The sequence below is a fragment of the Umezawaea sp. Da 62-37 genome (assembly GCF_032460545.1).
Lineage (GTDB): Bacteria > Actinomycetota > Actinomycetes > Mycobacteriales > Pseudonocardiaceae > Umezawaea.
Genome location: NZ_CP135965.1, coordinates 7,416,696 through 7,429,129, shown reverse-complemented (window position 1 = coordinate 7,429,129; position 12,434 = coordinate 7,416,696). Strand labels below are relative to the sequence as shown.

Sequence of the window (12,434 nt, the reverse complement as noted above, 5' to 3'; positions counted from 1 at the left end):
ATGACTCCACGGCAGCGGGCGCGCGAGCAGGCGATGGCCGACATCAAGCGGATCGCGCGTGAACAACTGGCCGTGCAGGGCGGGGCCGCGTTGTCTTTGCGGGCGATCGCGCGGGAACTCGGCATCGTGTCGTCGGCGATGTACCGGTACGTGCCCAGTCGCGACGAGCTGCTGACCATGCTGATCGAGGACGCCTACAACGCGGTCGGGGACGTGGCGGAGGCGGCCGACGCGGCGTGCGAACGGGCCGACGCGGCGGGGCGGTGGAAGGCGATCGGGACCGCGGTGCGGGACTGGGCGGTCGCGTCGCCGTCGGAGTACGCGCTCATCTACGGCAGCCCGGTGCCCGGTTACGCGGCTCCGCCGGACCGGACGATCGCGCCGGGAACGCGGGTGACGCGGCTGCTGATCGGGGTGATCAGCGAGGTCGACTCCGCTTACGCGGGGCCGAATCCGCCGATGCCCCCGACCGTGATCGAGGACGTGCGGAGGATTCGGGAGGGCCTCGGGGCGCGCGGGGACGACGATCTGGTGGCACGGGCCGTCCTGGCGTGGACGGCGGTGTTCGGGTTGATCAGCTTCGAGCTGTTCGGGCAGTTCGAGGGAGGGGTGCACGACCGCGCCGCGCACTTCGAGCACCAGCTCGACCGGCTCGCGCTGTTGATCGGGCTGTCGCCGACCGGCTGACCGGTATGCGGCGGGTCCTGCTCCACCCGGCCGCGCACCGTTGGTGCGAAAGCGCTTACCACCTTGCCTGCGGGAGGAAAAACCCAGTACGGGCCGTGTGACGGGTGGCACTTCTGCCGGTTGTTCTGCCTGGCGTTCCGCCGCCCCGTTCGGTGCAGTGGGGCCCTGCGGAAGGAGGTTTCGCCAGTGCAGCAGGTTCTGCTCGATTTCCGGACCGCGCCACCCGCGGGCGGCGGGGACGCGGCGCGCCTGGAGGCTTCCTCGGGCGCGCAGTTCCGCGGTGACCACTGGGTGCTGCGGTCGGGCGGTCAGGCGGTGATCGGCTTCTGCCGCTCGCCGGGTTCGCCGCTGGGACGGGTGACGCTCGTCGGGTCACCGCGGGACGTGGCACGGCGTCACGTCGAGATCCGCATGGAGGCCAACGGCACGCTCGTGTGGACGCGCGAGGGCCTGCCCAGCAGCCGGACGCGGGAGCTGGAGCGGTTCGACATCCCGGCGTCGGTGCTGCGGCCGGGCCGGAACGCCCTGACCGTGCGGAACTGCGGTCCCGAGGACTCGGTGTACCGCCTCTACAAGGTCTTCTTCGAACCGTCGGCCTAGCGTCCGTTTCTCTGCGCGCACGTCCGCGGCAGGTCGTGGTCGACGGCCACGGGCCCGTGCGGCTCGATCAGCGCTGCATCGCCCGCCACAGCTCCTCGCCGAACCCGATCGCCAGCAGCACCAGCAGGACGCCGAAGGCGAAGGCCGCCAGGCACCGCAGGACCACCCGCCAGATCGGCCCGCTCACCGCCCCTCCCCTACCCGGTCACGGCGGCGACCGCGGCGCGCAGCGCCCGTGCCACGGCGGGGTCGCCCTCGATCGACAGGTCCTCTTCACCCGCGCGGCCCCACAGCCACAGGTCGACCGCCGAGGACGACCCGGTGACGACGGCGTCGGGGTCCGCGCCGTCGCAGAAGTCCACGACGCCGGGGTGCAGCGCGACCGTCCACTCGCGACCGGGCACGCGCAGCGCGATCGCACGACCGTCCGCGTGCACGCGTGGCGGCTGGTGGGTGCCGAGCCACAGCCGGAGCACCTCGTCCACGCCGTCGGCGGCGAGCCGGGCGTCCAGCGGCGCGGCGGGACCGGACGCGGCCTGGGCGTCGACCCGGTGCACCGCGGTCTCGTGCGCCATGCGCCGCAACCAGAAGCCCAGCGTCCCGTCCCACGCGCTCCACGTCGCCGCGGGCTCCCCCGCCCGCTCGGGGTCGAGCACGACCAGCAGCGCGGCGGCCCCGATCCGGTACCAGTCGAGGAGTTCCGCGGCTTCGGGGCCGTCGTCCCACGTCGCGGGCCTGCGGCCGTCGGTGGCCCAGCGCGCGACCAGCCGGTGGATACCGCCGAGGTGCCGGACCAGACCTTCGACGGTCATCCCGTCGCACCGGGGCACGGGCCGGTCGAGGGGCACGGGTCCGGCGGCCGCGGCGAAGGCCTCCGCGTCGGCCCGGAGCACGTCCGCCAGGGCATGGGGATCCACGGGGGCAGTCTCTCGGAGGAGTCGGCCGGTGACCAGACCTCCGGCCGGAAAATCCGTCGCGACCGGGGTCGTGGGCGGGTATGACTTCCGGGTATGGCCCTGACGATCCGCACGCTGGCCGACGACGACTACCCGGTGTTCGGGCGGGTCCTCGAAGGGGCCTTCCTCTCCGATCCGGACGACTCGGACCACGAGCTCGAACGTCCGCTGTTCGACATGGGCCGCGTGCACGGGATGTTCGACGGCACCGAGATGGTCGGCGCCGCGGCCGTGATCGGACGGGAGATGACCGTGCCCGGCGGCCCCGTCCCGGTCGCCGCGATCACGTCGGTCGGCGTCAAACCGGGGCACCGCAGGCGGGGTGTGCTGACCGGCCTGATGCGCGCCCAGCTGCACGGCCTGCACGACGGGGGCCGCGAGGCGTTCGCCGCCCTCTGGTCGTCCGAGGCGACGATCTACGGCCGGTTCGGCTACGGCCCGGCCGCGCGGTTCACCGACCTCCACCTGCCGACGGGCGCGGCGTCCCACCCCGGCGTCGACGTCGGCGCGGATCGGGTGCGCGAGGTGCCCGCGGAGGAGGCCATGCCGTTCGTGCGCGCGCTCTACGCCCGCGTCGCGCCGACCCGGACGGGGTACCTGAGCCGCACGGACGCCGAGTGGGCCCACCACCTCGCCGACGGGGAGAAGCACCGCGGCGGGCTGACGAGGTACCGCTACGCCTTGCACCCCAACGGGTACGCGGTCTACCGGGTGCGGCACGCCCGGAGCGACCGCGGGGCGGCGCACGAGCTGAACGTCCGCGAGATCACCGCGGCGGACGACGTGGCGTTCGCCGCGCTCTACCGCCACCTGCTCGACGTGGACCTGGCGGTCGAACTCCGCTACTTCACCGGTTCGGGTGATCCGGTGCTGCACCTGCTCGCCGACCAGCGGCTGGCCGGGCGCGCCACCCGCGACTCGCTGTGGGTGCGGCTGGTGGACCTCGACCGCGCGCTGGTCCAGCGCGATTACGCGTCCGATGTGGACGTCGTCCTCGACGTGGCCGACGACCTGTGCCCGTGGAACGCGGGCCGCTGGCGGTTCACCGCGACGTCGGGCGGGGCCACCGTGCGCCGGGTCGCCGACGAAGCGGATGTGGCGCTCGACATCGCCGCGCTCGGGGCCGCGTTCCTCGGCGGCACCCGGTTGACGGCCCTCGCGGCCGCCCAGCACGTGCGCGAACGCACTCCGGGGGCCGTGCGCGCGTTGTCGCACGCGTTCCTCGGGGACGTCGAGCCGCACTGCCCCGAGGTGTTCTGAGGGAACCGACGACGGAGCGCCGTCGTTGAAGGGGTATCTACCTCAGGAGGCGTCCGGTGGGCACAGTCGTGTTGGTCGTGGTGGTGCTCGCGATCATCGGTGGCATCCTCTACCTGGTCAAATCCGCCGGGGACACCAAGCGGCGCGAGCTGGAGGACGCGAAGTCCGAGGCCCGGCGCTGGGTCGAACGGCTCGGCGGCCAGGTGATGAGCCTGAACGGCACGGACACCGCGTCGCAGCAGGCGATGGCGGACGCGTCCGAGCGGTTCACCGCCGCGGGCTCGCAGATGGAGCAGGCGCAGACCAAGGAGCAGGCCAGGCAGGTCACGCAGACCGCCATGGAGGGCCTGTACTACGTGCGGGCCGCGCGGGTCGCGATGGACATGGACCCCGGCCCCGAACTGCCCGACCTCACCGGCCAGGGCCGCGCGGGCTCGGTGTCGGAGGACCGCGACGTGACGGTCGAGGGCCACGAGTACGCGGCCTCGCCGAAGCCCGGTTCCCGCACGCCGCACTACTACCCCGGTGGCGTGGTCGCGGGTCGCCCGGTGCCGCAGGGCTGGTACAGCGAGCCGTGGTGGAAGCCCGCGCTCGTCGCGGGCGCCTGGGGCGTCGGCTCGTTCCTGCTGTTCGACGCGATGTTCTCCGGAATGCACGGGTACTCGGGCGACGCGATGGGCTCCGCGTACTCCGACGGCTACCAGGACGGCATCGACGCCGGTGACGGTGGTGGCGACGGCGGCGGTTACGACAGCGGCGGCTTCGACGCGGGCAGCGACGGGTTCGACGCGGGTGGCTTCGACATGGGCGGCTTCGACTTCTAGTCCACAGTGGACGGACTGGGCCCACCGCACGTCGGATCTCGAGTTCCCACCCGCCCCCGGAGCCGTGTTCTACGGCTCCGGGGGCGAGCCCGGTGTGGTCACCCGGAACGCCGGCGACTTCCTGCGGCTGCCCGCCGGCGGTTCCGGGGTCCGGCCTACTCCGCCTGGCAGGTGGGGCACCAGTAGAGGTTGCGGCCCGCCAGGTCGCCCGCCGCGATCGGGGTGCCGCAGACCAGGCAGGGCAGCCCGGTGCGGCGGTAGACGTACACCTCGCCGCCGTGCCGGTCCTGCCTCGGCGCCCGGCCGGTCACCTCGGGCAGGTGCTCGGGCCGGACCGTGTCGATGCGGCCGACCTTCACGCCGTCGCGCATCAGGAACACCAGGTCCGCCCACATCAGGTCCCACAGCTCCCGGCCGATGCCCGTGCCCGGTGTGAGCGGGTGGACGCCGTGCCGGAACAGCACTTCGGCGCGGTAGATGTTGCCCACCCCGGACAGCACGGCCTGGTCGAGCAGCAGCACGGCGATCGACGTGCGGGACCGGGAGATCCGGGTGAAGACGCGCTCGGGGTCGGCGTCGCGGCGCAACGGGTCCGGCCCCAGCCGGGCGTGCAGGGCCGCGACCTCGACGTCGGTCAGCACCTCGCACACCGTCGGACCGCGCAGGTCCGTCCAGTGCGACCGGCCCACGACCCGCATCCGCACCTGCCCCACCGGGGCGGTGACGGGCAGGGCGTGTTCGGTGAAGGTCCCGTACAGCCCCAGGTGCACGTGCACCGTGGCGTCCGGGCCGTAGACGTGGAGCAGGTGCTTGCCGTGCGCCTCGGCGCGCTTGAGCACCCGACCGTCCACAAGGGACGCCGAGGTGGCGAACCTCCCCTGTGGACTGGACACCTCCACCGGCGCCCCCGCGAACCTGCGGTGGTGCAGCTTCGCGAGTCGGTGCAGCGTATGGCCTTCGGGCATGTCAGGGGAGCGGCGGAACGACGTGCGTGGCCTCGTACTCGGCGAGGATGCCGATGCGGCGGGCGTGCCGCTCCTCCTCCGAGAACGGCGTGGTGAGGAAGGCTTCCACGATCGCGACGGCCTCCTCCCTGGTGTGCATCCGCGCACCGACGCCGATCAGCTGGGCGTCGTTGTGCTGGCGGCACAGCTTCGCGGTCTCGACGCTCCACGCCAACGCGGCACGGGCGCCGGGCACCTTGTTCGCGGCGATCTGCTCGCCGTTGCCGGAGCCGCCGATCACCAGACCGAGGCTGCCCTTGTCGGCGACAACGCCGGCCGCGGTCGCGACGCAGAAAGCGGGGTAGTCGTCCTCGGCGTCGTAGACGGCCGGGCCGACGTCGACCACCTCGTAGCCGGAGGCCGCGAGGTGCTGGACGAGGTGGGACTTCAGCTCGAAGCCCGCGTGGTCGGATCCAAGGTAAACGCGCACGTCCGGGGAGTCTGCCATCCCGTGCCGGCAAGCTTGCACCATGTTCGGTCAAGAGGGGTTCGGGCTGCGGCTCGAATGGGGCGGCGAAGGTGTGACAGCTCTGGGCGGGCTGTGCGCGGTGCTGGTGGTGGTGGACGTGCTGTCGTTCACCACGTCGGTCGACGTGGTCGTCGGCAGGGGCGCCAAGGTCAGACCCGTGCGGTGGCTCGACCAGGGCGCCGCCGCACCGTCCGCCGACCCGACGTGGACGCTGCGCCCGTCGTCGCTCACCACCGTTCCCAGGGGCCAGGTCCTGGAGTTGCCGTCACCCAACGGGGCGACTTTGTGCACTCTCGCGGACAGCGCCGGGGCGGCCGTGCTGGCCGGGTGCCTGCGCAATGCCGAAGCGGTCGCGCGGGTGGCGCTGGAGATCGCGGACGGGCGGCCGATCGGGCTGATACCGGCCGGTGAGCGTTGGGGGATAGACATCAACACCACGAAGTCGGAGCAGTTCTTCGGGCCGCTCCGGCCCTGCGTGGAGGACTTCATGGGGGCCGGGGCGATCCTGGCGGCGCTGCTGGAGCAGGGGGCTGGCGGGGCCTCGGTGGAGGCGCAGGTGGCCGCGGACGCCTTCCGGAGCATGGAGCCGCGGTTGGAGGAGGTGGTGGCGGAGTCCGTCTCCGGGCGGGAGCTGATCGGGGCGGGGCACGCGGAGGACGTGGGGATGGCGTCGCTGGTGAACGTGAGCAAGGCGGCGCCGCGGCTGGTTGACGGCGTGTTGCAGGGGTGAGCAAACGCTGACCTGCAAGAACACCGGCTTGGTCCGGTCTCGCCGGTGCGGTTGACAGGTTGTCGCCACGTCGTTCACATCGGGCGCCCGGTCAACGGCGGTCGGACGCCCCGCGCGAGCCGGGGTACAGCGCTTTCCAGCACTTCGTCCCCCGAACGTGAAAAACCCCCGGCGCAGCGCGGCCGGGGGCGTTCCACGTCAGCGGATCAGGTGAAATCGAGGTCACCCGTGCGGGTGCGCTTGAGCTCGAAGAAGTACGGGTAGTCGGCCAGCAGCCGGGCGCCGTCGAAGACCTTGCCCGCGTCCTCGCCCTTCGGGATCCTGGTCAGCACCGGGCCGAAGAACGCGACGCCGTCGATGTGGATGGTCGGCGTGCCGACGTCCATGCCGACCGGGTCCATGCCGCGGTGGTGGCTGGCGTTGAGCTCCTCGTCGTACTCGGTCGAGGTGGCGGCCTCGGCCAGCTCGGCGGGCAGCCCGGCCTCGTCGAGAGCGGCCTTGATGACGCCCTCGTAGTCCTTGTCCGCCTCGTTGTGGAGGCGGGTGCCGAGCGCGGTGTACAGCGCGGGCAGGACCTTGTTGCCGTGCGCCTTCTCCGCGGCGATGGCCACTCGGACCGGGCCCCAGGCCTTGTCCATCAGGTCGCGGTACTGCTCGGGCAGGTCGCGGCCGGAGTTGAGGACGGCGAGGCTCATCACGTGGAAGCTCAGGTCGATGTCGCGGACCTTCTCGACCTCGAGGATCCAGCGGGACGTGATCCACGCGAACGGACACACCGGGTCGAAGTAGAAGTCGACCTTCGCCTTGGCCTCTGACGACATGTGCAAGCCCCAATTCTTGTTCACGGTGGGTACGGGGCGCCACAGCAGGCACGCCCCGAACAGAGCAACAAACGCCGGTCGGCCCCTCTTCCCGATCCTGGAGTCCACTTCCGGCGGCGTCACGTGATTGGATGCTGGGGTCGTGTCACGGACACGGCGACTTCCCATTCCGACGACGTCGGTGTCGAGCACGGGGACGCCGGCAGACGAGGTGACCAGTGGCGGCACCCAACCTCACTCGCGACCAGGCCCAGCAGCGCGCGGCGCTGCTGGAAGTCGACTCCTACCGGATCGAGCTGGATCTGACGGACGGCGGCGGCAAGCCGGGTTCGGAGACGTTCCGCTCGACGTCGACGGTTGCGTTCCGCAGCCTGACGGCGGGGGCGTCCACCTGGATCGACATCGTGGCCGCCACCGTGCACCGGGCCGTCCTCAACGGAGTGGAGCTGGACGTCTCCGGCTACCGCGAGGAGGACGGTCTCCCGCTGCCGGACCTCGCGGAGACCAACGAGCTGACCATCGAGGCCGACTGCCGGTACATGAACACCGGCGAGGGCCTGCACCGGTTCGTCGACCCGGTCGACGGCGGCGTGTACCTGTACTCGCAGTTCGAGACGGCCGACGCGAAGCGGATGTTCGGCTGCTTCGACCAGCCGGACCTGAAGGCCGTCTACGACATCACCGTGACGTCGCCCTCGGACTGGAAGGTCATCTCCAACTCCGCGATCGAGTCCACGCAGGACGCTCCCGGCGGCGCGGACAAGCACACCTTCGGCACGACCAAGCCGATGTCCACCTACCTGGTCGCGCTGGTCGCGGGCCCGTACGCCGAGTGGCGCGACGAGTTCACCGACGGCGACTTCAGCATCCCCCTCGGCATCTACTGCCGCGCGTCGCTCGCGCCGCACATGGACGCCGACCGGCTGTTCACCGAGACCAAGCAGGGCTTCGGCTTCTACCACGAGGCCTTCGGCGTCAAGTACCCGTTCGGCAAGTACGACCAGTGCTTCGTGCCCGAGTTCAACGCGGGCGCGATGGAGAACGCGGGCTGCGTGACGTTCCTGGAGGACTACGTCTTCCGGAGCCGCGTCACGCGCTACCTATACGAGCGCCGCTCCGAAACCGTGCTGCACGAGATGGCGCACATGTGGTTCGGCGACCTCGTGACGATGCGCTGGTGGGACGACCTGTGGCTGAACGAGTCGTTCGCCACGTGGGCGTCGGTGCTCGCGCAGGCCGAGGCCACCGAGTACAAGCACGCGTGGACGACGTTCGCGAAGATCGAGAAGTCGTGGGCCTACCGGCAGGACCAGCTGCCCTCGACGCACCCGGTCGCCGCGGACATCCAGGACCTCCAGGCGGTCGAGGTCAACTTCGACGGCATCACCTACGCCAAGGGCGCCTCGGTGCTCAAGCAGCTCGTGGCGTACGTGGGGCTGGACAACTTCCTGGCCGGGCTGCGGGTGTACTTCGCCAAGCACGCCTGGGGCAACGCCACCCTTGCCGACCTGCTCGGCGCGCTGGAGGAGGCGTCGAGCCGCGACCTGTCGTGGTGGAGCGCGCAGTGGCTGGAGACGACGGGTCTGAACCCGTTGCGCCCCAAGTTCTCCGTGGACTCCAACGGCGACTTCGCCGACTTCGCCGTGGTGCAGAGCGGTGCCCGCCCCGGCGCGGGGGAACTGCGCACGCACCGGATCGCGGTCGGCGTGTACGACGACGACGGCAGCGGCAAGCTGGTGCGCACGCAGCGCGTGGAGCTGGACATCACCGGTGAGCGCACCGAGGTGCCGGAACTGGTGGGGCTGCCGCGCGGCAAGCTGGTGCTGGTCAACGACGACGACCTCACCTACTGCACGATGCGGCTCGACCCGGACTCGCTGACGACGCTGGTCGACCGGATCTCCGACATCGCCGAGCCGCTGCCGCGCACGCTGTGCTGGTCCGCGGTGTGGGAGATGACGCGCGAGGCCGAGCTGAAGGCCCGCGACTTCGTGAACCTCGTCCTGGGCGGGCTGCACTCGGAGACCGAGGTCGGCGTGGTGCAGCGGCTGCTGCTGCAGGCGCAGACCGCGCTGTCGTCCTACGCCGACGCCTCGTGGCGCGACGAGGGCTGGCGCCGGTTCACCACCAGGACCCTGGAACTGGTGCGCGCCGCCGAGGCGGGCTCCGACCACCAGCTGGCGTTCGCGAACGCCCTGGCCGGGTCGGTGCTCGACGACGAGGCGCTCGCCGTGGTGCGCGGCTGGTACGACGGCTCCGACGTGCTGGACGGCCTGGAGGTCGACACCGACCTGCGCTGGCGGCTGCTCCAGGCCCTGGTCGCGCACGGCGCGGCCGGTCTCGACGAGATCGCCGCGGAGGAGGGGCGCGACCCCACCGCCACCGGCAACCGGCGTGCCGAGTCCACGCGGGCGCTGCGCCCGACGGTCGAGGCCAAGGACGAGGCGTGGGACCGGGCGGTCAACGACGACGACATCCCCAACGCCGTCAGCGAGGCCATCATCGGCGGCATCTCGCACGTGTCCCAGAAGGAGCTGCTGGCGCCCTACGCGGCCCGGTACTTCGCCGACGTGACCGGCGTGTGGGAACGGCGCTCCAGCGAACGCGCCCAGTCGATGGTCGTCGGCCTGTTCCCGGCGTGGTCCATCACGCCGGAGACGGTGACCGCGTCCGACGAGTGGCTGGCGTCGGCTGAGCACCCGCCCGCACTGCGCAGGCTCGTGTCCGAGGGGCGCGCGGGCATCGTGCGCGCCCTGGCGGCGCAGGAGTTCGACCGGTCCTGACGGCCCCGGTGGGTGGGAACGCCTTGGTTCCCGCCCACCGGTACCGGACGTTTTTCCCAGTGCCGCGGTCACGCGCAGTGCCGGGCAGGGCCTCAACAGCACCACTATCGTGTCTTACGGAACGTAGTACACTTTGTCCTATGGGCAGTATCACCTTCCGCCCCGACGCGGAAACGGAACGCGCTCTCGAGGCGCTCACGGCTGATGGGCGCAGCGTTTCGGCTGCCATCAGGGAAGCTGTGCTCGCGGCGGCCAGGACAACCGCGATGGAACAGTTGCGCGCTGAAGCGCTCGCCTTGGCCGCGGATCCCGATGACGTCGCGGAGGCACGGGCCGTGCTCTCCGATATGGAGCCGCTGCGTGCGTGGTGAGGTCTATCGCCTTCGGGCGCCGCGAAACGTCACGGGACACGAACAGCAAGGCAGTCGCTACGCCGTGGTCGTGCAATCGAATGCCCTGCCGTTGAGCACGTGGCTCGTCGCCCCGACGTCCACGTCCGCGCGGGCCGCGTCGTTCCGCCCGGAGATCGAGTTGAACGGGCGGACGACTCGCGTGCTCGTCGAGCAGATCACAGCGGTCGATCCGCAACGACTTGGCGACTTGGCGGGCAGACTCGCCCTCCACGAGATCGCTGAGGTCAACGAGGCCCTTCGCCGCGTGCTCGACATCTAGGTCCTGATCGGAACGAACGAAGGCCGCACCCGGTTCGGGTGCGGCCTTCGGCGTGTCGGTGGGCTGGTCAGGCCTTGGGGGCGGAGCCCGCCTGGTCGGTGAGCATGCGGAGGCCGCCGATGACGCCACCCGCGAGGTCGCCCTCCTTGAAGGAGGCGACCATGCTCATGACCGCGAGCTTCGCGCCGCGGTCGGGGAGGCGGCGGTGGGACTCCTCGCCGGTGACGATCTCGACGACGCGCTGGCCGGGCGAGACCGCGATGAGCACGGCGTGGCTGGCGCGCGGGCCGATGGTGGAGTGCATCTCCTCGGCCGCGGCGCGGGAGTCGCCCGCGAGAGCGCCGAGGTAGACGCTGAAGTCCAGGCCGGTCTCGCGGCTGGCCAGCGTGAGGGCCTCGTCGAGGCTCGCGAGCTGGCTCGGGGTGAACGGCACGGCAGGCGCGTGCGGCTCGTACATGCGCGCGGCGGAAATCCTGCCGCTGTTGGTGATCACCTCGCCGACGGCCAGGTCGGACGGGTCTTCCTGCGCGCGGCGGGCCAGGACTGCGTCACCAGTTGCCACGGGCACCTCCCCTGGCAGTGCGTGCGGGGACGACCTCGCCGGCCGGGGCCGCGTCGGACGTCTGGTGGGTCGAGCTGACCCCGGCCGGGTTTCCGCTCCACCACACCGGTGCGTAGCCCCACTCCTGCCCAGGGCGGTACCGGGTGATGCGGGTGGCCTTAGGCCTCAGCGTCAGTAGCGTGATCACGCCGTAGATGGCCAGCGGGATCAGCGCGAAGACGAGCACGGTCTCCACGATGGTCACGGCGGTTACGGTAACCGATCGCCCACGTGGGGGCGCTCCCAGGTGCGCCTGTGCGGGCGCGCGAGGACGGCGGCGACCCCCGCGGCGCGACTTCGTTCCGACGCCCGCGACGAGGCGGCCCCGGAAGCGCTACGCACCGTGTCCGAACGGTGACGATCGCACCAACAAGCCTCGTTCAGGCGGGTCAACGGCTACCGCCGGACGGTCTGCGGCCGTACGGCGGCGCGCGGCGGCCGATTTGGCGTCTTGTCATCGGGCCGCTTGGGTTCTAGCTTTTCACCTATACGGGTCTTGCATTTTGTCCATCGACCATAATCCGGGCTTCAACGCGTCCAGGAGGACACAACATGTACACGGTCCCCGCTGTCCAGACCTCCGCCGTCACCCTTTCGACGTACAGCCAGGTAGCGCAGAGCGTTGCCACTGTTCAGCGGCACGACCGGATGCTTGTGTCTGTTCGGGTGACAATGGACGAGTCCGTTCGGATCACCGCACGCGACTCCGTTCGGATCACGGCGGTCGCGGATTCCGTCCGGATCACCGCCGAGGACGGTTCGGTGCGCATCACGGCGCACGACTCGGTGCGGATCACCGCCAAGGCGGACTCGGTCCGGATCACGGCGCACGACGACTCGGTCCGGATCACGGCGCACGACGACTCCGTCCGCATCACCGCGAGCGACGACTCCGTGCGCATCACGGCGAGCGACTCGGTCCGCATCACCGCGCACGACGACTCCGTGCGGATCACCGCGCACGACGAGTCGGTCCGCATCACGGCGCGCCGCGACGAGCTCGCGCTCGCGGCCTGAGAGCGGCCGC

Annotated in this window: 15 protein-coding genes; 9 read left to right on the top strand and 6 right to left on the bottom strand. The window is 71.3% G+C overall.

Annotation, left to right across the window (positions count from 1 at the left end; translation table 11 throughout):
- Nucleotides 1–687 (top strand): TetR/AcrR family transcriptional regulator, encoded by a 687-nt coding sequence (locus RM788_RS34280; protein WP_315922875.1) that lies wholly within the window; start codon nucleotides 1–3, stop codon nucleotides 685–687.
- A 186-nt stretch (nucleotides 688–873) separates the two neighbouring features.
- Nucleotides 874–1,287, top strand: a complete 414-nt coding sequence (locus tag RM788_RS34275; protein ID WP_315922872.1) for a hypothetical protein — start codon at nucleotides 874–876, stop codon at nucleotides 1,285–1,287.
- Between the two features lie 197 nt (nucleotides 1,288–1,484).
- On the opposite strand, the gene RM788_RS34270 is transcribed toward RM788_RS34275, so the two are convergent.
- On the bottom strand, nucleotides 1,485–2,204 hold the full coding sequence (locus RM788_RS34270; protein WP_315922870.1) for a maleylpyruvate isomerase family mycothiol-dependent enzyme: 720 nt from the start codon (nucleotides 2,202–2,204) through the stop codon (nucleotides 1,485–1,487).
- A 93-nt stretch (nucleotides 2,205–2,297) separates the two neighbouring features.
- On the opposite strand from RM788_RS34270, the gene RM788_RS34265 reads away from it, so the two are divergent.
- On the top strand, nucleotides 2,298–3,503 hold the full coding sequence (locus tag RM788_RS34265) for a GNAT family N-acetyltransferase (RefSeq protein ID WP_315922868.1): 1,206 nt from the start codon (nucleotides 2,298–2,300) through the stop codon (nucleotides 3,501–3,503).
- A 56-nt stretch (nucleotides 3,504–3,559) separates the two neighbouring features.
- The gene (locus RM788_RS34260) at nucleotides 3,560–4,327 is read left to right on the top strand and encodes a hypothetical protein (protein WP_315922866.1); all 768 of its coding nucleotides are present in this window, start codon (nucleotides 3,560–3,562) and stop codon (nucleotides 4,325–4,327) included.
- 155 nt (nucleotides 4,328–4,482) lie between these two features.
- Here the strand turns inward: RM788_RS34260 and RM788_RS34255 are convergent, their stop codons facing one another.
- Both RM788_RS34255 and RM788_RS34250 read right to left on the bottom strand, forming a co-directional pair.
- Entirely contained in the window at nucleotides 4,483–5,292 is an 810-nt protein-coding gene (locus tag RM788_RS34255; RefSeq protein ID WP_315922864.1) for an Fpg/Nei family DNA glycosylase, read from the bottom strand.
- A gap of 1 nt (nucleotide 5,293) precedes the next feature.
- A complete protein-coding gene (locus RM788_RS34250) occupies nucleotides 5,294–5,761 on the bottom strand; it encodes a ribose-5-phosphate isomerase (protein ID WP_315922862.1) in 468 nt (155 codons plus the stop codon).
- Between the two features lie 40 nt (nucleotides 5,762–5,801).
- Between RM788_RS34250 and RM788_RS34245 the strand changes: the two genes are divergently transcribed.
- Nucleotides 5,802–6,530, top strand: a complete 729-nt coding sequence (locus RM788_RS34245) for a 2-phosphosulfolactate phosphatase (protein ID WP_315922860.1) — start codon at nucleotides 5,802–5,804, stop codon at nucleotides 6,528–6,530.
- Nucleotides 6,531–6,736: 206 nt separating this feature from the next.
- Here the strand turns inward: RM788_RS34245 and RM788_RS34240 are convergent, their stop codons facing one another.
- Nucleotides 6,737–7,351: a mycothiol-dependent nitroreductase Rv2466c family protein gene (locus tag RM788_RS34240; protein ID WP_315934832.1), complete on the bottom strand. Its 615-nt coding sequence runs from the start codon at nucleotides 7,349–7,351 to the stop codon at nucleotides 6,737–6,739.
- Between the two features lie 218 nt (nucleotides 7,352–7,569).
- Between RM788_RS34240 and pepN the strand changes: the two genes are divergently transcribed.
- The 3 genes from pepN to RM788_RS34225 all read left to right on the top strand — a co-directional run bounded on the left by pepN (nucleotide 7,570) and on the right by RM788_RS34225 (nucleotide 10,806).
- Nucleotides 7,570–10,134 carry an aminopeptidase N gene (gene pepN, locus RM788_RS34235; protein WP_315922858.1) on the top strand — a complete coding sequence of 855 codons (2,565 nt, stop codon included), beginning with the start codon at nucleotides 7,570–7,572 and terminating at the stop codon, nucleotides 10,132–10,134.
- Between the two features lie 140 nt (nucleotides 10,135–10,274).
- Complete coding sequence (locus RM788_RS34230; RefSeq protein ID WP_315922856.1) at nucleotides 10,275–10,505, top strand: hypothetical protein; 231 nt, start codon at nucleotides 10,275–10,277, stop codon at nucleotides 10,503–10,505.
- Entirely contained in the window at nucleotides 10,447–10,806 is a 360-nt protein-coding gene (locus RM788_RS34225) for a type II toxin-antitoxin system PemK/MazF family toxin (protein WP_315922854.1), read from the top strand. The genes RM788_RS34230 and RM788_RS34225 overlap by 59 nt, the downstream gene beginning before the upstream one ends.
- A 67-nt stretch (nucleotides 10,807–10,873) precedes the next feature.
- On the opposite strand, the gene RM788_RS34220 is transcribed toward RM788_RS34225, so the two are convergent.
- Together RM788_RS34220 and RM788_RS34215 are read right to left on the bottom strand one after the other, a co-directional pair.
- A complete protein-coding gene (locus tag RM788_RS34220; RefSeq protein WP_315922853.1) occupies nucleotides 10,874–11,368 on the bottom strand; it encodes a DUF5130 family protein in 495 nt (164 codons plus the stop codon).
- Nucleotides 11,355–11,612: an aa3-type cytochrome oxidase subunit CtaJ gene (locus RM788_RS34215; RefSeq protein WP_315922851.1), complete on the bottom strand. Its 258-nt coding sequence runs from the start codon at nucleotides 11,610–11,612 to the stop codon at nucleotides 11,355–11,357. Before RM788_RS34215 ends, RM788_RS34220 begins: the two co-directional genes overlap by 14 nt.
- Nucleotides 11,613–12,079: 467 nt before the next feature.
- Between RM788_RS34215 and RM788_RS34210 the strand changes: the two genes are divergently transcribed.
- Nucleotides 12,080–12,424: a DUF2345 domain-containing protein gene (locus tag RM788_RS34210; RefSeq protein WP_315922849.1), complete on the top strand. Its 345-nt coding sequence runs from the start codon at nucleotides 12,080–12,082 to the stop codon at nucleotides 12,422–12,424.
- Nucleotides 12,425–12,434 lie beyond the last annotated feature (10 nt).